Annotated in this window: 24 protein-coding genes; 8 read left to right on the top strand and 16 right to left on the bottom strand. The window is 62.3% G+C overall.

What is annotated here, in order from left to right; genetic code table 11:
* Positions 1 to 11 precede the first annotated feature (11 nt).
* From AC1ZQA_RS11920 to AC1ZQA_RS11870, 11 genes are all read right to left on the bottom strand, one after another.
* On the bottom strand, positions 12 to 692 hold the full coding sequence (locus AC1ZQA_RS11920) for a peptidylprolyl isomerase (protein ID WP_482677088.1): 681 nt from the start codon (positions 690 to 692) through the stop codon (positions 12 to 14).
* Between the two features lie 15 nt (positions 693 to 707).
* Positions 708 to 1394: a respiratory nitrate reductase subunit gamma gene (narI, locus tag AC1ZQA_RS11915; RefSeq protein WP_482677087.1), complete on the bottom strand. Its 687-nt coding sequence runs from the start codon at positions 1392 to 1394 to the stop codon at positions 708 to 710.
* A gap of 4 nt (positions 1395 to 1398) precedes the next feature.
* A complete protein-coding gene (gene narJ / locus AC1ZQA_RS11910; RefSeq protein ID WP_482677086.1) occupies positions 1399 to 2154 on the bottom strand; it encodes a nitrate reductase molybdenum cofactor assembly chaperone in 756 nt (251 codons plus the stop codon).
* Positions 2155 to 2156: 2 nt separating this feature from the next.
* Entirely contained in the window at positions 2157 to 3680 is a 1524-nt protein-coding gene (gene narH, locus AC1ZQA_RS11905; protein WP_482677085.1) for a nitrate reductase subunit beta, read from the bottom strand.
* Positions 3681 to 3704: 24 nt separating this feature from the next.
* The gene (locus tag AC1ZQA_RS11900) at positions 3705 to 7514 is read right to left on the bottom strand and encodes a nitrate reductase subunit alpha (protein WP_482677084.1); all 3810 of its coding nucleotides are present in this window, start codon (positions 7512 to 7514) and stop codon (positions 3705 to 3707) included.
* Between the two features lie 23 nt (positions 7515 to 7537).
* The gene (locus AC1ZQA_RS11895; RefSeq protein WP_482677083.1) at positions 7538 to 8923 is read right to left on the bottom strand and encodes a NarK family nitrate/nitrite MFS transporter; all 1386 of its coding nucleotides are present in this window, start codon (positions 8921 to 8923) and stop codon (positions 7538 to 7540) included.
* Positions 8924 to 8941: 18 nt separating this feature from the next.
* Positions 8942 to 10258, bottom strand: coding sequence for an MFS transporter (locus tag AC1ZQA_RS11890; protein ID WP_482677082.1), 1317 nt, complete (start codon positions 10256 to 10258; stop codon positions 8942 to 8944).
* Between the two features lie 162 nt (positions 10259 to 10420).
* Positions 10421 to 10825, bottom strand: coding sequence for a hypothetical protein (locus tag AC1ZQA_RS11885; protein ID WP_482677081.1), 405 nt, complete (start codon positions 10823 to 10825; stop codon positions 10421 to 10423).
* 59 nt (positions 10826 to 10884) lie between these two features.
* Entirely contained in the window at positions 10885 to 11568 is a 684-nt protein-coding gene (locus tag AC1ZQA_RS11880) for a response regulator (protein WP_482677080.1), read from the bottom strand.
* Positions 11558 to 13495: a type IV pili methyl-accepting chemotaxis transducer N-terminal domain-containing protein gene (locus tag AC1ZQA_RS11875; RefSeq protein ID WP_482677079.1), complete on the bottom strand. Its 1938-nt coding sequence runs from the start codon at positions 13493 to 13495 to the stop codon at positions 11558 to 11560. Before AC1ZQA_RS11875 ends, AC1ZQA_RS11880 begins: the two co-directional genes overlap by 11 nt.
* 15 nt (positions 13496 to 13510) lie before the next feature.
* The gene (locus AC1ZQA_RS11870) at positions 13511 to 13735 is read right to left on the bottom strand and encodes a hypothetical protein (protein ID WP_482677078.1); all 225 of its coding nucleotides are present in this window, start codon (positions 13733 to 13735) and stop codon (positions 13511 to 13513) included.
* Here AC1ZQA_RS11870 and AC1ZQA_RS11865 point away from each other — a divergent pair.
* From AC1ZQA_RS11865 to sufT, 7 genes are read left to right on the top strand one after another with little or no spacing between them, the layout of a single operon-like run.
* Positions 13734 to 14345 carry a class II aldolase/adducin family protein gene (locus AC1ZQA_RS11865; RefSeq protein ID WP_482677077.1) on the top strand — a complete coding sequence of 204 codons (612 nt, stop codon included), beginning with the start codon at positions 13734 to 13736 and terminating at the stop codon, positions 14343 to 14345. The two genes, AC1ZQA_RS11870 and AC1ZQA_RS11865, sit on opposite strands and share 2 nt — an antisense overlap.
* A 46-nt stretch (positions 14346 to 14391) precedes the next feature.
* Positions 14392 to 15837 carry a Fe-S cluster assembly protein SufB gene (sufB, locus tag AC1ZQA_RS11860; protein ID WP_482677076.1) on the top strand — a complete coding sequence of 482 codons (1446 nt, stop codon included), beginning with the start codon at positions 14392 to 14394 and terminating at the stop codon, positions 15835 to 15837.
* A gap of 60 nt (positions 15838 to 15897) precedes the next feature.
* Positions 15898 to 16650 carry a Fe-S cluster assembly ATPase SufC gene (gene sufC, locus AC1ZQA_RS11855; protein WP_482679325.1) on the top strand — a complete coding sequence of 251 codons (753 nt, stop codon included), beginning with the start codon at positions 15898 to 15900 and terminating at the stop codon, positions 16648 to 16650.
* A complete protein-coding gene (gene sufD, locus AC1ZQA_RS11850; RefSeq protein ID WP_482677075.1) occupies positions 16647 to 17933 on the top strand; it encodes a Fe-S cluster assembly protein SufD in 1287 nt (428 codons plus the stop codon). Before sufC ends, sufD begins: the two co-directional genes overlap by 4 nt.
* Positions 17930 to 19183 (top strand): cysteine desulfurase, encoded by a 1254-nt coding sequence (locus tag AC1ZQA_RS11845; RefSeq protein ID WP_482677074.1) that lies wholly within the window; start codon positions 17930 to 17932, stop codon positions 19181 to 19183. The genes sufD and AC1ZQA_RS11845 overlap by 4 nt, the downstream gene beginning before the upstream one ends.
* Before the next feature lie 11 nt (positions 19184 to 19194).
* The gene (sufU, locus tag AC1ZQA_RS11840) at positions 19195 to 19668 is read left to right on the top strand and encodes a Fe-S cluster assembly sulfur transfer protein SufU (protein WP_482677073.1); all 474 of its coding nucleotides are present in this window, start codon (positions 19195 to 19197) and stop codon (positions 19666 to 19668) included.
* Between the two features lies 1 nt (position 19669).
* On the top strand, positions 19670 to 20230 hold the full coding sequence (sufT, locus tag AC1ZQA_RS11835) for a putative Fe-S cluster assembly protein SufT (RefSeq protein ID WP_482677072.1): 561 nt from the start codon (positions 19670 to 19672) through the stop codon (positions 20228 to 20230).
* A 28-nt stretch (positions 20231 to 20258) separates the two neighbouring features.
* Here sufT and AC1ZQA_RS11830 read toward each other — a convergent pair whose 3' ends face one another.
* A complete protein-coding gene (locus tag AC1ZQA_RS11830; RefSeq protein WP_482679324.1) occupies positions 20259 to 20525 on the bottom strand; it encodes a DUF2249 domain-containing protein in 267 nt (88 codons plus the stop codon).
* Between the two features lie 78 nt (positions 20526 to 20603).
* Positions 20604 to 21284 carry an iron-sulfur cluster repair protein YtfE gene (gene ytfE / locus AC1ZQA_RS11825; RefSeq protein WP_482677071.1) on the bottom strand — a complete coding sequence of 227 codons (681 nt, stop codon included), beginning with the start codon at positions 21282 to 21284 and terminating at the stop codon, positions 20604 to 20606.
* Positions 21285 to 21395: 111 nt separating this feature from the next.
* Between ytfE and AC1ZQA_RS11820 the strand changes: the two genes are divergently transcribed.
* Positions 21396 to 21827 (top strand): RrF2 family transcriptional regulator, encoded by a 432-nt coding sequence (locus tag AC1ZQA_RS11820; protein ID WP_482677070.1) that lies wholly within the window; start codon positions 21396 to 21398, stop codon positions 21825 to 21827.
* Positions 21828 to 21869: 42 nt separating this feature from the next.
* Here AC1ZQA_RS11820 and AC1ZQA_RS11815 read toward each other — a convergent pair whose 3' ends face one another.
* From AC1ZQA_RS11815 to AC1ZQA_RS11805, 3 genes are all read right to left on the bottom strand, one after another.
* On the bottom strand, positions 21870 to 22283 hold the full coding sequence (locus AC1ZQA_RS11815) for a hemerythrin domain-containing protein (RefSeq protein ID WP_482677069.1): 414 nt from the start codon (positions 22281 to 22283) through the stop codon (positions 21870 to 21872).
* A gap of 7 nt (positions 22284 to 22290) precedes the next feature.
* Positions 22291 to 23094 carry a DNA-3-methyladenine glycosylase family protein gene (locus AC1ZQA_RS11810; RefSeq protein ID WP_482677068.1) on the bottom strand — a complete coding sequence of 268 codons (804 nt, stop codon included), beginning with the start codon at positions 23092 to 23094 and terminating at the stop codon, positions 22291 to 22293.
* Positions 23095 to 23213: 119 nt separating this feature from the next.
* Positions 23214 to 23600 carry a DUF488 domain-containing protein gene (locus AC1ZQA_RS11805; protein ID WP_482677067.1) on the bottom strand — a complete coding sequence of 129 codons (387 nt, stop codon included), beginning with the start codon at positions 23598 to 23600 and terminating at the stop codon, positions 23214 to 23216.
* Between the last annotated feature and the right edge of the window lie 13 nt (positions 23601 to 23613).

Raw genomic sequence — 23613 nt, 5'->3', positions numbered from 1 at the left:
GCGCTGCGAACTCAGTTCTGCGGCGCAGGGCAGGCAACTGCGGGCTCGGAGTCCGCGTCCTGCTGCCCGTGTCGCTCCAGGTCTTGCGCATAGAGTTGCAAGGCCCGCACCAGCGATTGTTGCCGCAGCGTTTGCGCAATCTGCGCCTGCAACGCCTCAAAAGGCAGCAACTGGCCATGGGCGATGCGGGCAATGCGCACGATGTGCAGGCCGAATCGGGTACGCACCAGACGCGGCAACAGGCCCGCTTTGCCATGCTCCATGAGGGCCTGCCAGAACTCGGGCACGCATTGCTCGGCGGTGAGTTGGCCCAGATTGCCGCCCACCTGCCCCGACGGGCAGTTGGACAGATCGCGCGCCAGTTCCGCAAACCCGCTGGCGTCGGCCATCAAGGAGTAGAGGGTGTCCTCGGCCTTGGTGCGCAGGGCGTCGATGGGGGTGGACGGCGTGACCGCGAACAGAATGTGATCGGCCTCGACCATATCGCCCTGGCGCAGGGTGTCGGCGTGTTGCGCGTAATAACGGCGGCATTCGGCCTCGTCCGGCTCGGGGGTCTGCACATCGTGCTGCAGCACGGCTTCGAGCAAGGCTTCGTCGCTGTCTGCCTGAAGTTCAAGTTCGGCAGCCCTTTGGCGCAGGCGGGTGAGCACATCGTCGGTCGGCACTGCGGAATTGAAGAGGTTGGTTTCCATGTCAATCTCCAGCTTTTAGCGTTTGCTGCGCACCAGTTGCCACGGGCGCAGCAGGTAACCCACTGAGGCGAAGCCGCTCCAGATGTGCACAAGTCGAGTGAAGGGGAAAATCAGGAACAGGGTCAGGCCGAAAAAGATATGCACCTTGAAAATCCAGGATGCATGTTGCATGTAGGATGCCGCCTCGACACCACGGAAGGTCACGATGTGCTTGGCCCAGGACATCAGGGCGAGCATTTCGACCCCATCGGTGTGCTGCGCCGACTCGAAAATGGTGGACAGACCCAGCAGCAGGGTGGCCAGCAACCACAGCAGCGTCACCCAGTCCATCGGCTTGGTGTGGGCGGCGACACGCGGATCGCTGATACGGCGCCAGATCAGCAACACCAGACCGATGAAAATCAGCACACCCAGCGCGCCGCCAGTGACCATGGCGATGATCTGCTTGTCATGCGGCTCCAGCCCCAAGGCTTCAAAGAACGCCAAGGGCGTGAGCAGGCCGAAGAGGTGGCCGAAAAACAGGCCGATGATGCCGACGTGAAACAGATTCGATCCCCAGCGCAGGGTGCCGGTGCGCAGCATCTGGCTCGATTCGCTGCGCCACAGATATTGCTCGCGGTCGAAGCGCACCAGACTGACGCCCAGAAAGATGGTGCCGGCGATGTAGGGATAGATGCCGAACAAAAAGTCGTTCCAGTTCATGATGTCAGACTCCTGCGGAGTGGGGTTGCGCAGCGCGTGGGATGAACTGCACGGTCTGCACGGAAGGGGTTGCATGCTGCGGATTGCAGGCGCCGAGAAAATCCACCGGTTCCTCGGCCCAAACCGCGTCGAGCCCGGCGGGCGTCCAGTCGGGCGGAAGGCCCTCGCGCTGGATGTCGCGCGGGCCGGGGGTGGGCGGGCGGGCCTCTTGCCCCCTCTGCTGCTCCACCAGAGCCCGCCAATCGCTCACCCCCGCGAGGCGGCAGACGGCGGATGTCACGGCCACCCAGCGAGATTCCCGACGGTCGAGCGCGGCGGTGAGATGCGCCACCAGGAGCGCGACCTCTTCAAGCGCCTCCCGCGCCGCGCTCGTGTCGAGAACCGAGCAATATTCGAGATAGACCGGCAGATAGTCGGGTAGCTCTCTGGCTTGCAGATCGAGGCCGACTTCCTGGTATTGCGCGAGCAGATCGACCATGGCCTGACCGCGATCACGCGAGTCGCCATGCACTTGCTCGAACAAGTTGAGCGAGGTGCTGCGGCCACGGTCGAAGGTATCGACGAATTCGGCCTGCAGATCCATCAGATCGGTGGCCGCCATGTGGTCGATCAGGCCCAGCAGCGATTCCCGCTCTGCAGACTGGCCGGATTCCAGCGGGCTGAGGATGGCGCGGATTTCTGCCAGATGCGCCTGCATGTCCTCGCCCGGATAGTCGAGCAGCAGCGCCAGGGCGCGCAATGGTCTGGATAGGTCTTGCATGATTACATCTCCGCTTTGATGGCAAAGGTGCGGCGTTTTTTGCCGCTGAACAGCGAGGGCGCGGACTCGCCGTCCGAGCAGCCGTTGCCGAAGGTGAAGCCGCATGAGCCCTTCAGATCGAAGGCGTTTTCGGCATATTCGCGGTGGGCGGTCGGGATGACGAAGCGGTCTTCGTAATTCGCAATCGCCAGGATGCGGTACATGTCTTCCACCATCGCCGCGGGCATACCCACCTGCTCGATGGCGGCCACATTGGCGGCGCCGTCCACATGTTTGCCGCGCATGTAGGCGCGCATGGCCAGCATGCGCTCCAGGGCACGCTTGACCGGAACGATATCGCCAGCAGTCAGCAGGTTGGCGAGGTATTGCAGCGGAATGCGCAGTTGCGACACGTCGGGCAGGGCGCCGTTGTCGCTCACCATGCCGCTTTGCACCGCAGTCTGGATAGGCGAGAGCGGCGGTACATACCAGACCATCGGCAGGGTGCGGTACTCCGGGTGCAAGGGCAGGGCGATCTTCCACTCCATCGCCATCTTGTAGACCGGCGAGCGTTTTGCCGCGTCGAGCCAGGCATCTGGCACGCCGTCACGCCGAGCCTGGGCAATGACCTGCGGGTCATGTGGGTCGAGGAAGATGCCGAGCTGCGCCTCGTACAGATCCTTCTCGTTGGCTACGCTGGCGGCCTCTTCAATACGGTCGGCGTCATACAGCAGCACGCCCAGATAGCGGATGCGGCCCACGCAGGTCTCCGAGCACACTGTGGGTTGGCCGGCCTCGATGCGCGGATAGCAGAAGATGCACTTTTCCGACTTGCCGCTTTCCCAGTTGTAATAGATCTTCTTGTACGGGCAGGCCGAGATGCACATGCGCCAGCCGCGGCATTTGTCCTGGTCGATCAGCACGATGCCGTCTTCCTCGCGCTTGTAGATCGCACCCGATGGGCACGACGCGACGCAGGCCGGGTTCAGGCAGTGCTCGCACAGCCGCGGCAGGTACATCATGAAGGTCTTTTCGAACTCGCCGTAGATGTCTTTTTGCATTGCCTCGAAGTTGGCGTCGCGGCTGCGCTTGGCGAACTCGCCTCCGAGAATTTCTTCCCAATTCGGACCCCATTCGATCTTCTCCATCCGCTGGCCGCTGATCAGGCTGCGCGGGCGCGCGGTTGGCGCAGCCTTGAGTTCGGGTGCCTTGTGCAGGTGCTCGTAGTCGAAGGTGAAGGGCTCGTAGTAGGCGTCGATTTCCGGCAGGTTGGGATTGGCGAAAATCTTCATCAGGATGGACAGGCGTGAACCTTGGCGTGGTTGCAACTTGCCGCCCGCCGTGCGGGTCCAGCCGCCTTTCCACTTGTTCTGGTTTTCCCACTCCTTGGGATAGCCGATGCCAGGCTTGGATTCGACGTTGTTGAACCAGGCGTATTCCATGCCGGGGCGCGTGGTCCAGACCTGTTTGCAGGTCACGGAACAGGTGTGGCAGCCGATGCATTTGTCGAGGTTGAGCACCATGCCGATCTGGGCGCGAACTTTCATTGTGTTTCTCCTGTTGGCGTGGGGTCAGGCTTGCGGTTCGATGGGGTGCGGGCGCTCGTGGCTGTAGGCCGGGCCAGCGGGCTCGTCCATCCAGTCCACCTTGTCCATCTTGCGCACGATGCAGAACTCGTCGCGGTTGGCGCCGACCGTGCCGTAATAGTTGAAGCCATAGGCGAGCTGGGCATAGCCCCCGATCATGTGCGTGGGCTTGGTGACGATGCGGGTGACGGCGTTGTGGATGCCGCCTCGCGCCTTGGTCACCTCGGACGCTGGGGTATTCACAATGCGTTCCTGCGCGTGGTACATCATGGCCATGCCGGGTTTCACCCGCTGGCTGACCACAGCGCGTGCCGCAATGGCGCCGTTGGCGTTGAACACCTCGATCCAGTCGTTGTCCACAATGCCTGCCACCTTGGCGTCATCTTCCGAAATCCATACGCACGGCCCGCCGCGGCTCAGAGTGAGCAGAATGAGGTTTTCGGTATAGGTGCTGTGGAAGCCCCATTTCTGGTGAGGGGTGATCCAGTTCAGCACGATTTCCTTGTTGCCGTTGCCAAACTTGCCCAGCACAGGCTGCACCGCTTTGAGGTTGACCGGTGGGCGGTAGCTGGCAAAGCCCTCGCCGAAGGCCAGCATCCAGGAGTGGTCTTGATAGAACTGCTGGCGGCCGCTGAGGGTGCGCCAAGGGATGTATTCGTGGACGTTGGTGTAGCCGGCGTTGTAGCAAATCTTCTCATCCTCGATGCCCGACCAGGTGGGCGAGGTGATGATCTTGCGCGGTTGCGCCTGGATGTCGCGGAAGCGGATCTTTTCGTGCTCCTTCGGAAGGGCCAGATGAGTATGGTCACGCCCGGTGATCTTCGACAGCGCGGCCCAGGCTTTCACGGCCACATGTCCGTTGGTCTCCGGGGCCAGCATCATCACGGTTTCGCAGGCATCGATATCGGTCAGGATGCGCGGACGGTCCTTGGTAGCGCCGTCTTCCAGCACCTTGCCATTGAGTTCTCCCAGCGCCTTGACTTCATCCTCGGTGTTCCAGGCAATGCCCTTGCCGCCGTTGCCGATGGTGTCCATCAACGGCCCTAAAGAGGTGAATCGCTTGAAGGTGTTGGGGTAGTCGTGGGTGACTACCGTGATCTGCGGTGCGGTCTTGCCAGGGATGAGCTCGCATTCGCCCTTCTTCCAATCGCGCACGGCGGTGGCCTGGCCGAGTTCGGCAGGGGTGTCGTGCATCATCGGCGTGAGGATCACGTCCTGTTCTACCCCCAGATGACCAACGCAGACCTCCGAGAATTTCTGCGCGAAGCCCTTGAAAATCTCCCAGTCCGAGCGCGCTTCCCACGACGGATCGACTGCGGCCGACAGCGGATGGATGAAGGGGTGCATGTCCGTAGTGTTGAGGTCGTTCTTTTCGTACCAGGTGGCCGCCGGCAGCACGATATCGGAAAACAGACAGGTGGTGCTCATGCGGAAGTCGAGAGTGATCAGAAGATCGAGCTTGCCTTGCGGGGCGTCCTCGCGCCACTGCACCTCGTGCGGGCGGCCGTCTGCGGCGCTCAGTTCGGTATCGAGCACGCCGTTCTGTGCGCCCAGCAGATGCTTGAGAAAGTATTCCGAGCCCTTGCCCGACGAACCCAGCAAATTGGAGCGCCAGACGAACATGTTCCGCGGCCAGTTCACCGGGTTGTCCGGGTCTTCGCAGCTCATGCGCAGGCTGCCGTCCTTCATGCCCTTGACCACATAGTCCTTCGGGGACAGTCCAGCCGCATTTGCCTCGCGCGCCAGGTGCAGCGGGTTGGTTTGCAGTTGCGGCGCCGACGGTAGCCAGCCCATGCGCTCGGCGCGCACGTTGTAGTCGATCATGCTGCCGCCGAATTCCTTCGGGTCGGCCAGCGGCGAGAGGATTTCATCGACGCCCAGCTTTTCGTAGCGCCACTGGTCTGTGTGCGCGTAGAAGAAGCTGGTGGAATTCATCTGCCGTGGCGGACGTCCCCAGTCCAGGGCGAAGGCCAGGGCGGTCCAGCCGGTCTGCGGGCGCAGCTTTTCCTGACCGACGTAATGCGCCCAGCCACCACCCGGCACGCCGATGCAGCCGCACATCATCAGCATGTTCATGATGGCGCGGTAATGCATGTCCATGTGGTACCAATGGTTCAGGCCCGCACCCAGAATCACCATCGAAGTGCCGTGAGTCTTGTGCGCGTTGATCGCAAACTCTCGGGCGATGCGCACCACCACCTCAGCCGGAACGCCGGTGATAGGCTGCTGCCACGCCGGGGTGTAGGGAACATTGTCGGCATAGCTGCGGGCGCAGGGGTTGGGTTCATCGCCCAAGCCGCGGTCGATGCCGTAGTGCGCGGCCATCAGGTCATAGACCGAGGCTACCTTCACGTCCTGCGCACGGCCGTCGGCGTCAACCAGTTGCAGCACGCGGTAAGGCACTTTGCGCACCAACACATCGTCCTGCACATTGCCGGGGTGATGTTCTGCGGGGATGCCGCCAAAGTAAGGGAAACCGACTTCGGCCACGCCCTCTTTCATCTCGATCAGGCTGAGCGCGAGTTGGGTGTCGGCACCGTCGCGCGCGTCGCGTGCTTCCAGGTTCCATTTACCCGCCATCTCGCCCTGCTCGCCCCAGCGATAGCCGACCGAGCCATGTGGCAGCGCGACTGAGCCGTCTGCGTTCAGCGCCACGGTTTTCCATTCCGGGTTGTTGGCCTGGCCGAGATGGTCGGCGAAATCGCTGGCCCGCAGATAGCGGTCGGCCGCCAGTACCTTGCGCCCCCCAGCGATCTCGCGCTCTTCCAGCCGCACCAGCAACGGCATGTCGGTGTATTTGCGGCTATAGTCGATGAAGTAATCCGACTTGTGCTCGCCAAAGTGGAACTCGCGCAGCATGACATGGCCCATGGCCATGGCCAGAGCCGAGTCGGTGCCCTGCTTGGGGTGCACCCATTCATCGCTGAGCTTGGCAACTTCGGAGTAATCGGGCGAGACGGCCACGGTCTTGGCGCCGCGGTACCGCGCCTCGGTGTAGAAATGCGCATCGGGGGTGCGGGTCTGCGGCACGTTCGAGCCCCAGGCCATGATGTAGTTGGCGTTGAACCACTCGGCTGATTCAGCCACGTCGGTCTGCTCGCCCCAGACCTGCGGCGAGGCCGGGGGCAGGTCGCAATACCAGTCGTAGAAGCTGCCCGGCACGGCGCCGATTAGGTTGAGATAGCGCGATCCTGCGGCATACGACACCATGGACATGGCCGGGATCGGCGAGAAGCCGTAGATCCGATCTGGACCATAGGTTTTGATGGTGTAGACATTGGCTGCGGCGATCATCTCGTTGACGTCGTCCCAATGCGCCCGCACGAAACCACCCATGCCGCGCAGTTTCTGGTATTCGCTGCGCTTGGCTTGATCCTGCACGATGCTGGCCCAAGCGTCCACCGGGTCGAGGGTCTTGCGCGCCTGCCGCCACATTTTCATCAGTCGACCGCGCACCATCGGATACTTCACACGATTGGCCGAATACAGATACCAGCTCGCCGAGGCACCGCGCTGGCATCCACGCGGCTCATGGTTGGGCATGTCGGGGCGTGTGCGCGGATAGTCGGTCTGCTGTGTTTCCCAGGTGACGATGCCGCCCTTGACATAAATCTTCCACGAGCACGATCCGGTGCAGTTGGCGCCATGTGTGGAGCGCACGATCTTGTCGTGCTGCCAGCGGCCGCGGTAGGCGTCCTCCCAGGTGCGGTCTTCGGTGGTGACTTCGCCGTGGCCGTCCGAGAACTTGGCGCGGGTCTTGGTGAAGTGGGTCAGGCGATCGAGAAAGTGACTCATCGTGGTCTCCGTTGATTCAGGGGTTAACAAGGCATCGGCGCGTTCTTGCGGCTGTAGTTCCACCAGGTCACCAGCACGCACAGCACATAGAAGGCGATAAAGCCATACAGCGCGGCCTGAGGGCCGCCAGTCAGGGAAATCGACGTGCCATAGCTCTTGGGAATGAAGAAGGCGCCATAGGCCGCAATGGCCGAGCTGAAGCCGATCACGGCTGCCGCTTCCTTGTTGGCGTCTTTCACGGCCTGCTCCTGCGCTGCTGGGCCTTGTCCGGCAGCGGCGCGCGTGCGGTCGGTCAGAAAGATCACAGGGATCATGCGGAAGGTCGAGCCATTGCCGATGCCCGTGGTGGCGAACAGCACCATGAAGGCAGCGAGGAAGCCGGTGAAATTGCCACCCACTCCACCTTGCGGCAGGAAATACAGCACCGCCACCACGCCCAGCGCCATGAGTATGAAATTCCAGAACGTCACGCGGGCGCCGCCGAGCTTGTCGGCCAGCCAGCCGCCGACGGGCCGGATGAGTGCGCCGACGAAGGGGCCGAGCCAGGCATAGTCGAGGGCATCGATGCCGGGAAACTGCGACTTGATCAACAGCGGAAAGCCTGCCGAGTAGCCAATGAACGAGCCGAAAGTGCCGGTGTAGAGCAGGCTCATCAGCCAAGTGTGCGAACGCTTGAAAATCACTGCCTGATCGGCGAAGGAAGCCTTGGCGTCGGCCAGATCATTCATGCCGAACCAGGCCGCAAGGGTGGAGGCGATGATGAAGGGCACCCAGACGAAACCGGCGTTCTGCAGCCAGATCTGCGTGGTCTTGTTGCCCGACACGGCGGTCTGTGGATCGCCGCTGAGCACGCCATATACCGCAGCAGTAATGACCAACGGCACGATGAACTGCACAATGGACACACCTAGATTGCCCAACCCGGCATTCAGTCCCAGCGCCAGGCCCTTCTGCGCCTTTGGAAAGAAAAAGTTGATATTGGCCATCGATGAGGCGAAATTGCCGCCGCCAAAGCCACTGAGCAGCGCCAGGATGACGAAGATTTCATAGGGCGTGGCGGGGTTTTGCACCGCGTAATAAATGCCCAGCGCGGGAAGCAGCAGCGAGGCTGTGGAGATCGCTGTCCAGCGTCGCCCGCCGAAGATCGGCACCATGAAGGAATAGAAAATGCGCAGCGTGGCACCGAATAGCCCGGGCAGCGCGGCCAGCCAGAACAGTTGATTGGTGGAAAACTTGAAGCCCACTTGCGGCAACTTCACCACCACCACTGACCACACCATCCAGACCGCGAAGGCGAGGGTGAGCGCGGGAATGGAGATCCATAGATTGCGCTGAGCAATCATTTGGCCTTCGCTTTTCCAGAACGCCGCGTCTTCCGGGTTCCAATGTTTGATCACATGACTGGACATGTTGAGTCTCCTGGGGTCTCAAGAATGTGTAGCGCTGGCAGATTGGCCATGCGCGAGGCTTGCGCCAGATGCGGTTGGGGGGTGACGCGGTGCAGGCCTGAGCACATCGGTGCGGCGGACTTCTGTAAAGAACATCCACACCAGCGAGAGCGAGACCACGCCATACATCAGCATGAAGGCGGAAGAGCGGATGCCGGTGAGATCGAGCAGGGCGCCGAACATGATGGGAAGCAGGAAACCGCCCATGCCTCCAGCCAGACCGACAATGCCCGACACCGTGCCGATATTCGCCGGGTAGTCATCGGCGATGTACTTGAACACGCTGGCCTTGCCGAAAGCGAAGGCGATGCCCAGAATGAACATCAGCGTGGTGAAGGCATAGACGTTCAGGCCGATGTGGAATGTTGTTGCGCCACTGGTGGTCAGCACCGTGAACTGGGTTTGCGGGTATGACAGCAGGAACAGCGCCACCCAGCTCACCCATAGGACCCACCAGGTCACCTGGTGCGCTCCGAATTTATCCGACAGCCATCCGCCCACGGCACGCAGCACCCCGCCCGGCAAGGAGAACGCCGCGGCCAGCAGTGCGGCCACCGGCAGGCTGAGCTTGTATTCACCGACGTAGTACTGGACCATCCAGAGCGACAGTGCCACGTAACCACCGAACACAATGCTGTAGTACTGGCTGTACTTGAGAACGCCTGGGTCTCGCAGCGCCTTGAGTTGCTGCATGAAACTGGTCTGACCCTGCACCACATGGCTTTTGTCGTGGTAGCTGAACAGCCAGAACAGAATGACCGTGCCGAGCATGACCGCGGCATACACATGCGGCACCATGGTCCAGCCAAAGGTCACGACCAGTGCCGGTGCAACGAATTTGTTGACTGCGGCACCCGAATTGCCCGCACCGAAAATCCCCATTGCCAAGCCCTGGCGATCTTTTGGAAACCAGCGCGCCACATACGGTGTGCCGACCGAGAAGGAACCACCGGCAAGGCCGATGAACAGGCCGATGGTCAGATATTGCCAGTACGCGGTGGCGTAGGACAACATCCAGATCGGGATGACGGTCGCCGCCATAATCAGGGTGAACACGATGCGTCCGCCGTAGCGGTCTGTCCAGATGCCCAACGGAACCCGGATCAGCGACCCACTAAGCACCGGCATCGCGGTGAGCAGGCCAAACTCGGTGGCATTGAGTCCCAGGGTCTTCTTGATGGGGATGCCGATGACGGCAAACATCATCCAGACCATGAAGCAGACGGTGAACGCCCAGGTGCTGACGATCAAAACCGACCAGGCCTGGCGACGGTGTTGCTGCGCATTTGCGCCCATGACGAGCCTCCTTGAATTGACAAGGACACTCTAGGCAGCACAGCGCCTGGGCGGTATCGATCAGAAGAGGCAGTGCACGCGGCAGTCGGAGGAGAGCCGATCCACTGCACTGTCGGTGGAACTACGCCGAAAGAACGAGGCGGCGCAGCAGCACGTCAGTGTTCAGCGCAGATGCACCAGTCGCCCCTGCCGGTCGAATGTGGCGAAACAGTCGATCTGCCCGGCGCGGATGCGTTCGATCAGCCCAGTGAGCGTTTGCTCAACCCGCTGAGGGTCTGGCGGCAGCTTGCTTACAACCGACTGCGTGGTGACGAACACCATGTCCCAGTGCTGCCCGGTCTGCGCCGACTCGTCGACCAGGGCGCCGAAATCCACCAGGTCCTCAGGCGACTTGTCCACTGCCATCACCGGAGTGAGAGCGCCTCCCTGCCTCTCGGCAAACCGGGAGCGCTGCTCGGCGCTGGCATCTTGCGGCAATTCAGCAGCGGTGAAGATGAGGTAGAGGTGCTGGGGTTCGGATTGCCGTCTGGCAGCCAGAAGCAGATCAACGAATGCGGTGGTTGGCATGTTGGGATTCCTTGAGCCCGTTGCGAGGTGTGCAGGGCGCTACCAGTTGCTGGCGACGATCAAGTCGCCCAGCCCTTTTCGCTGGCGTACACCGCTATTTGCACCCGCGACGACAGATTGAGCTTGCGCAGAATACTCTGCACATGCACTTTGACCGTGGTTTCTGCAATGTCGAGATCGCGGGCAATGACCTTGTTGCTCGCGCCGCGCGCAATGGCTGCAGCGATCTGCCGCTCGCGCGGGCTGAGCGGCTCGGTATCGTCTTCGGGTGAAATCTCCGCTGCTGTGGTGGCAGGTAGTGGTTCCTGTTGCGCGGTATCGCGCATCGCCTCCATGAGCTTGGGCGCCATGTCGGCCCCGACGATGACCTGCCCATGCTGCGCACGGCGAATGGCGGCGACGATTTCGCCGATGTCGCAGGTCTTGAGCAGATAGCCGCTGGCGCCAGCACGCAGCGCGGTGGCCAGATCCGCTGCGTCATCGCTGACCGTGAGCATGAGAATTTTCACCTGCGGAAAGGTTGTATGCAGCCCAGCGACCGCATCGACTCCACGCACCCCCGGAAGATGGTTGTCGAGCAGCACCACATCGGGTTGGGTGCGCTCGATCTGCCGCAGCGCCTCACCGATGTCGGCCGCCTCACCAACCACCTGCATGCCGGGTTCTTCAGCGAGCAGCGAAACCAACCCACGACGGAACAACGGATGGTCATCGACCAGCAGGACGCGAATTTCAGGAGGCATGGATGAGTGCAGTCGTGGAATCTGGCGAACCGGATTCCAATGCGGAGGGTGTGCCGAACGCATCAGGAAGTTCGAGGATGACCTGTGTTCCCTTGGCTGGTATGGAGGCGATCTGCAGCGTGCCGCCGATCTGCGCCGCGCGTTCACGCATGATCTGCAACCCGACATGGGCCTGTGCGCCAACCTGCAGGGCGCTCGGATCATATCCCTGACCGTTGTCACGGACGGCGAAGCGCCAGGTTGGCAAGCTGGTGACTTCGACCTCGACGCGGCTTGCATGCGCGTGCTTGCGCACATTCGATAGCGCTTCCTGCAGCACATGCAGAACCTGGATCTGTACATCCGGGTCGAGCGGTTGACCATGTCCGCTGAACTGCAATTGCACCGGCACGCCGCTTTGCAGTTCAAACTTTTGCAGGGTGCTGCGTAGCGCTGGCTCGATGTCCTGGTCCTGGGTGCGGGTCCTGAAGTGCAGCAGCAGTTCGCGCACATCGGCCAGACTCTCGCGCACCCCCGCGTCCAGTTCGTTGAGACTGGCGTCGATCCGTTGCGCATTGTTTGCCTTCATTGCCGCTCGCAGCAGCTGCAGCTGAATCTTCATGAAGGCCAACGCCTGCGCGATGGAGTCATGCAGTTCGCGTGCGAGCAACGCACGCTCCCGAGCTACCGCAGCCTCGCGCTCCAGCGCGGCGCTGCGCAGGCTTTCCATCGCTGCAGCGAGATGGCCCGCGAGAGCGTCGAACAAGGTACTCTGTTCTCGATCCATCCGGTGCTCGCGGCGGTAGAACAGATCGATCTCGCCAAGCAATCGTTGCTGCACAGACACCGGCACGCTCACCAACGTGGCGAAGCCCTCGCGCACGCAGGCATCATCAGGGGCGTGGGATGGACTGTCGGTCGCCGGGCGAAATTGCACGACCTGCGGCCCTGCCCCTGCTTGAGTCTGACCGCAATGACAGGTGCCAGCGAGAAGGCAGCGCTCGGCTTCGGTGATAGCGGGCGGCATGCTTTGGGCAGCGAGCAACAGATAGCGCCTGGCAGTTTCATCTGTCCAGCGCAGCAAAGCAGCGTCTGCCCCGGCGATGTCCTGGATCGCTGCGGTAAACCCCTTGGCCAGTTCATCGAGACTCTGCGCCTTGGACACCAATGCACTGATGCGATAGAGCGCTGCGAGCCGTTGCTGCTCAGCCTGCAGCGCAGAGGTTTTTTGTCTGACGCGCTCTTCGAGTTCGGTGTAGACCGTCTGCAGTTGCCCGGCCATGCGGTTGAAACCGATGGCCAGCTCGCCGAATTCATCGCTGGTGGCGATGTCAACGCGTGCCGCGTAATCTCCCCGCTCGAGGGCCTGCACTCCGCCGCTGAGTCGACCAACCGGCTCGAGCACGAACAGATACGCCGCGTAGAACATCAGCAGCGCACCGACCACCACAAGCGCACCAAGCCCCATCTGGAACGCATGCAGCACGGTGGTCCAGAAATCGAGGCGATGCTCGACGGCGCTGACAAAGGCATCGATCTGCGAGACGAACTGGTCAACCTCCTGCCTCGGCACGGCGGTGTCCGGTGATGCCTGTTGCCACTGCGGTTTCAGTCTCTGCCAGTGATGCAGCACGACATCGAACCGTGCGCGAATAGACGGATCCCAGGGGACGTACAAGGGACGCGACGGACTGCCGGTGCGCAGCATCTCGAGGTTGTCTTGCATGTGCTGCAATTCGGCGCCGAGATGCGCCGAGTCGCGCGACGCGGCGGTCAGCTCCGCCTTGTAGCTGAGCATGCGCAACTGTCCAGCAACGTTCACCGCTGCCGCGCCACCTTCGAGATTCCACGAAATCCACAACGTCGCCCCCACGGACAGCAACGACAGCATGAGGAACACCCCTGTGAACAGGGCAATCTTGGCAGTGAGTGTCCAGCGCGGCTTCATGTCTTTTGGCAAGACTCAAGTATGGAAATTGTCGTCGTCGCGGCAGACTTTGTCGACGTTCAGAATCACGCCTGCTTTCAGGGTTATTGCATGGATGCTGTCCGGTGGGTCGTATAGTGGTAAAAAGTTTACCGATTCATTCAACGGATAAATCCACAGGAACCCCGACATGACCGCCGCCCCCATCCCGACTTCTGCTCTCAATGGGAACACAGGCCGAAATACCCAAGCCAGCAGCATGCTGCAGGCAGCCTATGCCCGAGGCTGGATCACGCACCGCGATGGCAATGTCTCGGTGGATGATGTCAACGGTGACGGATTCTGGATTTCGCCCAGTGGCGTGATCAAGGCGCGGCTTGATGCCACGCAGATGCTGCATGTGAGCACCGATGCGCTGGCGCACGGCGTGGCCCCTGCTGGGGTATCGGGTGAGTTTGCCCTGCACCGCCTGGTCCAGGCGTTGCTGCCCGCAGGGTATGACACGGTGCTGCACCTGCATCCGACCTACATCGTCGCCGCAATGTTCGCCGGTTGGGACTTGCGGGAACTGTCCGAGGAATTTCCGGAAGTCACGCGCTACACGCGTGTCGGACGCAATGTGCCAGCGCTTGCTGCCACGAGCGAGGAGCTGGCTCTGGCCTGCGCACAGACTTTCACGCCGGCTCTGGGCGAAATGCCGCACATCGTCGGGCTGTACCGACACGGCATGGTCGCCATCGGTCGCTCTCCGCTTGACGCTTTCGAACACGTCGAGCGGTTGGAGCATGTCTGTCAGATGGTGCTGGCTTCCGGGATGCGGCCGACCAGCATCCACCCTGTGGCTGTTGCGGTGGCTGCGGACTTCGTCTGACCCGCACGCCAAGTCATTCAGCCATGAACCTGACCGAGGATGTGCCATGAACAAGAGCAACGCCGCGCTGGAAAGCTTCCTGAATCGCGACTATGACGCTGGTTTCGTCTCGCCGATCGAGGCGGACCTCGCGCCCAAGGGGCTGAACGAGGACATCATTCGGCTGATTTCGCGCAAAAAGAACGAGCCGGACTTTTTGCTCGCCTGGCGGCTCAAGGCCTATCGCCACTGGCTGAATCTGACCGAGCCGACCTGGGCGAAAATCCACCACCCGCCGATTGACTATCAGGCAATCCACTATTACGCCGCTCCAAAAACGGCCAAGTCGCCCAAGAGTCTGGGGGAGGTCGACCCGGAGTTGCTGCGTGTCTACGAAAAGCTCGGCATTCCGCTGCACGAGCGCGCCGCGCTCGCAGGGGTGGCGGTCGATGCGGTGTTCGACTCGGTTTCGGTTGCCACGACCTTCAAGGACAAGCTGGCCGCACATGGCATCATTTTTTGTTCCTTTTCCGAAGCGGTGCAAAACCACCCCTCGCTGGTGCAGCAATACCTGGGCACGGTGGTACCGCCGGGAGACAATTTTTTCGCCGCGCTCAACTCGGCGGTGTTCACCGACGGCAGCTTCGTCTACATCCCCAAGGGCGTACGCTGTCCGATGGAGCTGTCGACCTACTTTCGCATCAACGCCAAGGACAGCGGGCAGTTCGAACGCACGCTGATCATCGCCGACGAGGGCGCGCAGGTGTCGTATCTGGAGGGCTGCACCGCGCCGCGGCGCGATGAAAACCAGCTGCACGCCGCCGTGGTGGAAATCATCGCGCTCGAAGGCGCACAGGTGAAGTACTCCACAGTACAAAACTGGTACCCGGGCGACCAGGACGGCAAGGGCGGCATCTACAACTTCGTCACCAAGCGCGGCGATTGCCGGGGTGCTCGCTCGCGCATTTCCTGGACGCAGGTGGAAACCGGATCGGCGATCACCTGGAAGTATCCGAGCGTGCTGCTGCGCGGGGATGAATCGGTCGGCGAGTTTTATTCGGTTGCGCTGACCAACAACCACCAACAGGCCGATACCGGAACCAAGATGATCCACATCGGCCGCAACACCCGCAGCACCATCGTCTCCAAGGGCATTTCCGCGGGCCTTGGCAGCAATACCTACCGTGGCTTGGTCAAAGTGCTGCCCAAGGCCGAGGGCGCGCGCAATTACACGCAGTGCGATTCTCTGCTCATCGGCAGCCATTGCGGCGCGCACACCTTCCCGTATATCGAAGTGCGCCACCCCAGCGCGCAGGTCGAGCATGAGGCGACGACTTCCCGCGTCGGCGAGGATCAGCTCTTTTATTGCATGCAGCGCGGCATCTCCGCCGAGGACGCGGTGGCAATGATCGTCAACGGCTTTGCACGCGACGTCATCCGGCAGCTGCCGATGGAGTTTGCCGTCGAGGCGCAAAAACTGCTGGGTGTCAGCCTCGAAGGCGCGGTTGGCTGATCGACAGAAAAAGGACAACGCATGACCCAATCTCCTCTTTCCGCTCGCGCCTCCCATGCGCTGCTTGCGGTGCGCGACTTGCACGCGCGCGTCGAGCGCAAACCGGTGCTAGACGGTGTGGATTTTGAAATCCACCCTGGCGAAGTGGTCGCGCTGATGGGAACCAACGGCTCGGGCAAAAGCACGTTGGCACAAGTCCTCGCCGGGCGCGACCTCTACCAGATCGACACAGGCAGCGTGCAGTTCGAAGGTATGGATTTGCTCGCACTGCCGCCCGATGAGCGCGCCCGCCGCGGACTGTTCCTTGCCTTCCAATACCCGGTGGAAATCCCCGGGGTGTCGAACATCTACCTGCTGAAAGCGGCGGTCAACGCGCGGCGTAAGCTGTTGGAACTTCCAGAGCTCGACGCTATCGAGTTTCTGCATCTCATCAAGCAGCATTTGCGCGCACTCGGTATGGACGAGAGTTTTTTGCACCGGGGCGTCAACGAAGGATTCTCCGGCGGGGAGAAAAAGCGCAACGACATGCTGCAAATGGCGCTGCTCGAACCGCGGCTGGCCATTCTGGATGAGACCGACTCGGGGCTGGACGTGGACGCGCTGAAAGCCGTTGCCGACCAGGTCAACGCCATGCGCTCGCCCGAGCGCGCGTTTTTGCTCATCACGCATTACGAGCGGCTGCTTGAGCTCATCGTGCCCGATCGCGTGCTGGTGCTGCTGTTTGGGCGCATCGTCGCATCTGGCGGCACGGAGCTCGCGCAGCGCATCGCTGCCGAAGGCTACAGCTGGCTGCAAGCGGAGGCAAAGGCATGAGCGCGCTCGACGGTTTGCTTGATGCGTATGCGCGCGCCCCCAGGCCGCCCTTGCCGCTTGCATGCCAGCGCCACGACGCAGTACACGCCTTGCGCGCGCGTGGGCTACCAACGCGACACGACGAAGACTGGAAATACACCGCGCTGCGCGCGCTCGACGTGATGCCTCTGACGGCCGAGACGCCATCGCGTACGGTCAGTGCAGACGATCTCGCTGCACTGGGCGCGCTCGACGCGGCGCATTGCCCGCAGCTGGTGTTCATCGATGGCCGACTCGACGTTGGCCTGTCGACACCGAAGGCACTGCCCGCCGGTATACGCGTGTGGTCAGCCGCAAGCGCGCAAGACGACGCACTGCTTGCGCCGCTTGCTGAGGACGCCTTCGACGCTGTCAACCGGATGTTCGCCGCCGCCGGCGTGGACGTCGACCTGCCCGCAGGCGCACGGCTTGCCGCGCCGCTGTGCGTCATCGCCGTACAAACCCGCGCTGGCGGCAGCCATTTGCGCCACCGCGTGCGCTTGGGCGCGGGTGCGCAGGCGCAGCTCATCGTGCAACATGTCGCGCTGCCGGGCACTCCCGGTTATTTGGTCAGCGACGTGACTTGTATCGAACTGCAAGCAGCAGCGCAACTCGACTTCGTTCGCCTGCAAAGCGAAAGCGAGGCTGCGGTACACATCTCGCAGGTGCATGTCGCGCAAGGCGAAGGCAGCCACTTTGCCGCCCAGGCACTCATTACCGGCGCAGCGCTTTCGCGGCAGGAATGCGCGGTCAATCACCTCGCCGCTGCCTGCACGACCGAGTTGCGTGCTGCAAGCCTCCTGCGCGGCGCGCAACATGGCGACGTGCACTTGCGCATCGCCCACCGCCAACCGCGCGGCAGCAGCCACACGCATGTGCGCGCGGTGGTTGATGACACAGCGCATGCCGTATTCACGGGGCGGGTGGACGTACTGCCCGGCGCAGATCAAACGGACGCAGCGATGATCAATCGCAATCTGTTGCTGTCCGCAGGCGCCGAAGTCGATACCCGGCCGCAACTGCAAATCGACGCCGACGACGTGCACTGTAGCCACGGCGCTGCCGTCGGCCAACTCGATGCCGACGCGCTGTTTTATCTGGCTGCGCGCGGTATCGCGCCACAGCAGGCGCGGCAAATGTTGGTGCAGGGCTTCATCGCGCAAGCCTTGCCCGACCTGGACTTCACGCCGCTGGCCACGGCCGTGCATGCGCAGCTGGCGCGGCATGGTCTGCCACTGGCCGATCTCGATGTGGAGGGCAAATGAACGCTCGCGACACATCGACCTTGTGCTTGGGATCGTGCCAGGCTGCGCTACGTGCGGAGTTTCCGGCGCTCGCGCAAACCGTGCATGGCAAGCGCTTGGCGTATCTCGACAGCGCCGCCAGCGCGCAAAAGCCGCTCGTCGTCATCGAGGCCATGCGCGCGTTCGACAGCCACGACTACGCCAATATCCACCGCGGCGTGCATGCGCTGTCGCAGCGCGCGACCGACGCGTATGAGGTGGCACGGCAAACGGTGGCACGCTTTGTCAACGCCCGCACGGCGAGCGAAATTGTCTTCGTGCGCAACACCACGGAGGCGATCAATCTGGTTGCCGCGAGCTTTCTGCGCCCGCGCCTGGCCGCAGGCGACGAGGTGCTGGTCTCGGCGATGGAGCACCATGCCAACATCGTGCCGTGGCAGCTGGTGTGCGAACCGGTGGGAGCACGGCTACGTGTCATTCCCATCTCGGATGATGGAGTACTCGACCTCGATCAGTTGCCGCCGCTGCTCAACGACCGCACCCGGCTGGTTGCCATCACCCACGCGTCGAACGTGCTTGGCACGGTCAACGACATCGCCACACTGGCGCACAGAGCGCACGCGCAAGGCGTGCCGGTCTTGGTCGACGGCGCTCAGGCGGTTGCGCATCTGCTGGTCGACGTGCAAGCGCTGGGCTGCGACTTTTACGCGTTTTCCGGGCACAAGGTGTACGGCCCGACAGGAATCGGCGCGCTCTGGGGCAAGGCCGAGCTGCTTGCCACGATGCCGCCCTACCAGGGCGGCGGCGACATGATCCACACCGTCAGCTTTGAACACAGCACCTTTGCCGAGCCGCCGACGCGCTTCGAGGCTGGCACGCCGCACATCACGGGCGCCGTCGGCCTGGCCGCAGCGCTCGACTTCGTCGGCAGCATTGGCTGGGAACGCATCACGGCGCACGAGCGCATGTTGCTCGCGCAGGCCGAGCAGCAACTGAGCGAAATTCCGGGTCTGCGCCTCTATGGCCGCGCGCCTGGCAAGATTGGGGTGATGTCGTTCAACGTCGGCGGCGTACACGCGCATGACCTGGGCACCATCGTCGACACGCACGGCGTGGCAATCCGCGCCGGACACCATTGCACGATGCCGCTGATGCAGCGCTTTCGCGTGCCGGCAATGGCGCGCGCCTCGCTTGGCGTCTACAGCGACGAGCAAGATATCGCCGCGCTCGTCGCAGGGGTGCGGCAGGCGCAGTCGATGTTCGCTCAATGAGGGAGGTGGCGATGGGCGCAAGCGACGGTGCTGATTTGCGCGATCTCTACCAGGAGGTCATTTTCGACCACTACCGCAGGCCGCGGCATTTCGGCCATTTGCCGCACCCCGACCGCGTCGCGCAGGGGCACAACCCCTTGTGCGGCGACAGGGTGCAAATCGAGCTTGCCGTCGACAACTCCGGCGTCATCCATGACATTGCGTTCAGCGGCGAGGGCTGCGCCATTTCCACCGCATCGGCTTCGATGCTCACGGAAACGGTCAAAGGCAAACGCATCGACGAGGCGCTTGCGCTGTTTGCGCAGATGCACGGTGCACTGATCGGCGGCGAGCCGCTCGACCCGAATGACGTCGGCAAATTGGCTGCACTCGAAGGTGTCAAGCAATTTCCGGCGCGCATTAAATGCGCCTTGCTCGCCTGGCACACCCTGCGCAACGCACTCACTCAGGCCGCAGACCTGGCGAACACCGAGAGGGAGCCTTGACATGAACTGGCCGACCGATTCGGGTCTCGTCACCTTGCGCCGCGACGTCGCGGCCATTCTCGTGCCCATCGGGATCCAGGGAATGCTGCTCAAGGACACGCAAGCCCGCGTGACGCAACGGCTGGGCAGTCACATCACCGTTGTGTCGGAAGGTCGCATGTACCGCATTGACGGCCGTGACGCCGACGCGCTGGGTCTGGACGGCGGTGAACACGCCGACATCCCAAAGCCGTCGACGCGCGAAGAAGTCGAAAGCGCAGTGCGCACGCAGCTTGCGACCTGCTACGACCCAGAAATTCCGATCGATATCCTCGAGCTCGGGCTGATTTATCGGCTCGACGTGCGCGCGGCAGACGAAACCGGAATCGGGTGGCGGGTCGACATCGACATGACACTCACTGCCGCCGGCTGCGGCATGGGCTCGGTGCTCACACAAGAAGTGCATGACAAGGTGTCGCGCATCCCTGGTGTCGAACAAGTGAACGTCGAACTGGTATGGGATCCGCCGTGGAGTCTGGATCGTATGAGCGAGGCCGCCCGTCTGCAGTCCGGGCTTTGGTAAACCGTCACGGCGTGCTGGCTGACAGCCGTCAGCCTGCGGTCTGCACGTAAAAGTCGATGCGCACCCCTTCGGCGCTGCGGCTGACATATTCCACCCGCACCCGATCCCCGAAGTGCCGCTCGATCTGCTGCAACAGGGGGATCGGATCGTGGTCGTTGAAGAACGCCATGATCTCCCCTGGTTCGAGTGTATTCAACGCGCCGAAGATCGCCGCATGACGAAAGCGCTTGGCGATGCCGGTGGCGTCGAACGCATAGGTGCGATCGGCGCGGCGGTGCGCGTGGGGTTGCTGGATGATGTTGAGCGGGTCCATGCGATTCCTCCTTCAGGGATGAAAGACCATGCCAGTCGGCCGCGATCGGTCGAAACGACCTCAGCCGCGTGCCTCGAACTGCGGAAACAGGATGTTGTTCTCGGCATGCACATGCTCCATGAACTCGGCATGGAAGTGTGCAAGCCCCGCATACAGCGCGCGCCAGGTGTTGCAGGCTTGCGGCGGCGGTGCAAAGTCGTGGGCAATTGAGCGCATGCGCTCCAGCATCTGGCCGTGTTCTGTGTGCTCCTCGCGCATCTGCGCGATTGGCGGTACGAGAAATCCGCCGGGATTGCGGCACATCATCGGAAACAGGACCTGCTCCTCTTTTTGCATATGGTTCTGCAGTTCGTCGAGCATCGCCTGCAGCAGTGCAGAGAGTCCCGCGGGAACCTCTGGATGTCCGGCATGCACCTGCTCGACTTTGGTCGCCAGCCCGATCATCTCAGGCAATTCACGACGATGGCCGTCGTGAAACCGTGTGACGATGTGGTCGATGAGGCTGTCTGCATCCGTGGGCACACGGGCTGCTGCGCCGGTTTCGAGTGCAGCAAGCTTTGCAACAATTGCACCAATATCCAAACCCCTGGATTGCGCTGCTTCAGCCAGCGTTTGCTGCCCGCCGCAGCAAAAATCCAGGTGGTGTTCGCGCAGCACTGTGGTGGCGCCGGGAATGTCTCGTGCGAGGGCACCGAGTTCGCGCTCCGCATAGGCGGTATCGGATCGGGGAGTGGTCGTCATGGTGTCGTCTCCAACCAGGCGCAGGAGCCGTGGCGGCACGCCTGAACAAGTAATATAGATTCCACTATAAAGATTTATAATGGCATTCGCAATACCTATTTGGAGTTTGCCATGCGACTGACCTCGTTTTCTGATTTCGGGTTGCGCGCCCTGCTTGTGCTGGCCAGCAGTGAGCGTGAGATGTGGTCCAGTGCCGAACTTGCTTCGATGCTCGACGTCTCACGCGAACATCTTGTCAAGGTGCTCCAGCGCCTTGCTGCCGGCGGCTATGTGCAGACGGTGCGCGGCGCTGGCGGCGGAGCCAGGCTGGCGCTGCCGCCGCAGCGGATCCGGCTCGGCGAGGTGCTCGCCTGGCTAGAGGAGGATGAAGTGCTTGCCGAGTGCTACCGGGACGATGGCGGCCATTGCCTGCTGAGTGGTTTTTGTGCGCTGCGCCCCCGGTTGGAGCGCGCAAGGCAGGCGTACTACGCCGAGCTCAATACTGCCACGCTGGGCGACTGCGTCAATCCCAAGCTGCGCAAATTCGTCGCTGCGGCCGCATGAAACTGGTGTTGCCTCGAGATCGGCCTGCCGCAGACACCTGTCTCACCGACTCGCATCGGCGAACATCCCTTTTTCCTCGCGCTCGAAGTGGTGTTCCAGCAAATGCTGCAGGGGCAGGCTGGCGTCGAGCAGATCTAGGCGAGCCGACGCATCGGTGATCTTGTGATCGAGAGCAGCCAGACGGTGGCGCCAATCGAGCAGCATCTCCCCCAGTTTGGCATGCTCTGCCAGATAGACCTTGGGTTGCCAGCGCGCCCCGGCCGAAATGCGCGGAATCCATTGTGCTTCCTCTGCGGCGATGTGCGCCGCATGCTGCTTGTGCAAAGCATCCAGTGCGTGGCGGGCCTGATCGATCTGCCCGTTCAGCAGGGTCAGGCGCATCATCCGCATGGTGTGCAGCATCACCGCATGTTCGTGCAGCAGAACGGAAACGGATTTGGTGGGTGTCGTATCCATGGCGAAATCAAATCTGCGCTCCGACCAGTCCACGGTCTTCCAGTCGCTTGAGCAATAGCAAAAAATACAGCATGCCCGCAGCGGGCACCCAATTCCGAGCGAGCTGCTCCATCTGTGCCGCGTCCAGTCGTGGCCTGCCGAGCCACTGTGCAAGGTGCTTGTGCGCACCGACATCGTCCAATGGCAACACGGCAAGGCGACCCAGACCTCTGAGTGCCACATATTGCGCGCTCCAGCGCTTGATGCCGCGCAGGCTGCTGAGCATCTGAATGGCGCGGTCGTCGCTGGCAGCCTCCAGTTTGCCGAGGTCGATCGCGCCGCTGACGATGGCCCGCGCGCAGCCGAGCAGATAGTCCGCCTTGCGCTGGCTCCAACCCAGGTTGCGCAACACCGTCTCGCCTGCGGCGAGGACCGTTTCGGGTTTGGGAAATGGCGGCGGAAAACCGGCCGGTCTGTGAGGCGGCGCAAGGTGCGCAGCGGTCTTGCTCAGCAGCGCAAGGCCGCTGGCGAGACTGACCTGCTGGCAGGCGACAGCGTTACTCAGTGCCTCGAACAGATCGGGAAGACGCGGTGGCCGCAGCCCGCGGTAGCGCTGTGCCAAAGCAGCGACCTGCGCGTCGCTTCGCATCAGCCGGTCAAGGCCTTGCAAAGAGGCGTCGAAACCCAGGATGTTGCGCACAAGAGCCGCTAGAGCTTGGCTCTGGAGCGCGTCGATTTCGTCGGCACCGACGCAGCAAAGCTCCAGGGACGGGGCATCGACCGGGCCAGTCTGAGTCACCACGATGCCGACCACGGTGCCTCCGATGAACACACTGCGTCGCCATTGTTTGCCATCCCAAGCGTCGATGCCATTGTTCGGCGCGCGCCGCAGTGCCCATGCGGTGAGATCGAGCCGAAAGGGTGCCTGTGGAAGGAGTGGAATTGACGTTCTCACCTTGGATGCAAGACCTGCTGCAGCACCACGGCGTTGTTGTGCGCTTCGTCATGCGCCGCATACAGCAGCGTGACCTTGCGATGTTCGCGCATGGTCTGGCGCAGGACGGCAAGCGCTGCGGCCTTATCAGGCTGTGTCAGCTCCTGCAGGTAGCGTTCTCGAAATGCCTCCCACTTGCTTGGTTCGTGCCCGAACCAATGCCGCAACTCATCGCTCGGCGCCACCTCCTTGATCCAGAGATCGATGCGGGCCGCGGCCTTGGTCAACCCACGTGGCCACAGTCGATCGACGAGTACGCGCATGCCGTCTTCGTTATCTGCTTGTGCATAAACGCGTTTGAGGACAAGTTCACGAACCATGATATGCCCCTCCTTTGCGATCACGAGGATTTTTATA

This window comes from Thiomonas sp. DCM-2 (assembly GCF_056820905.1).
The sequence above is the reverse complement of the archived record's forward strand: the minus strand, read 5'-3'. Positions and strand labels throughout refer to the sequence as shown.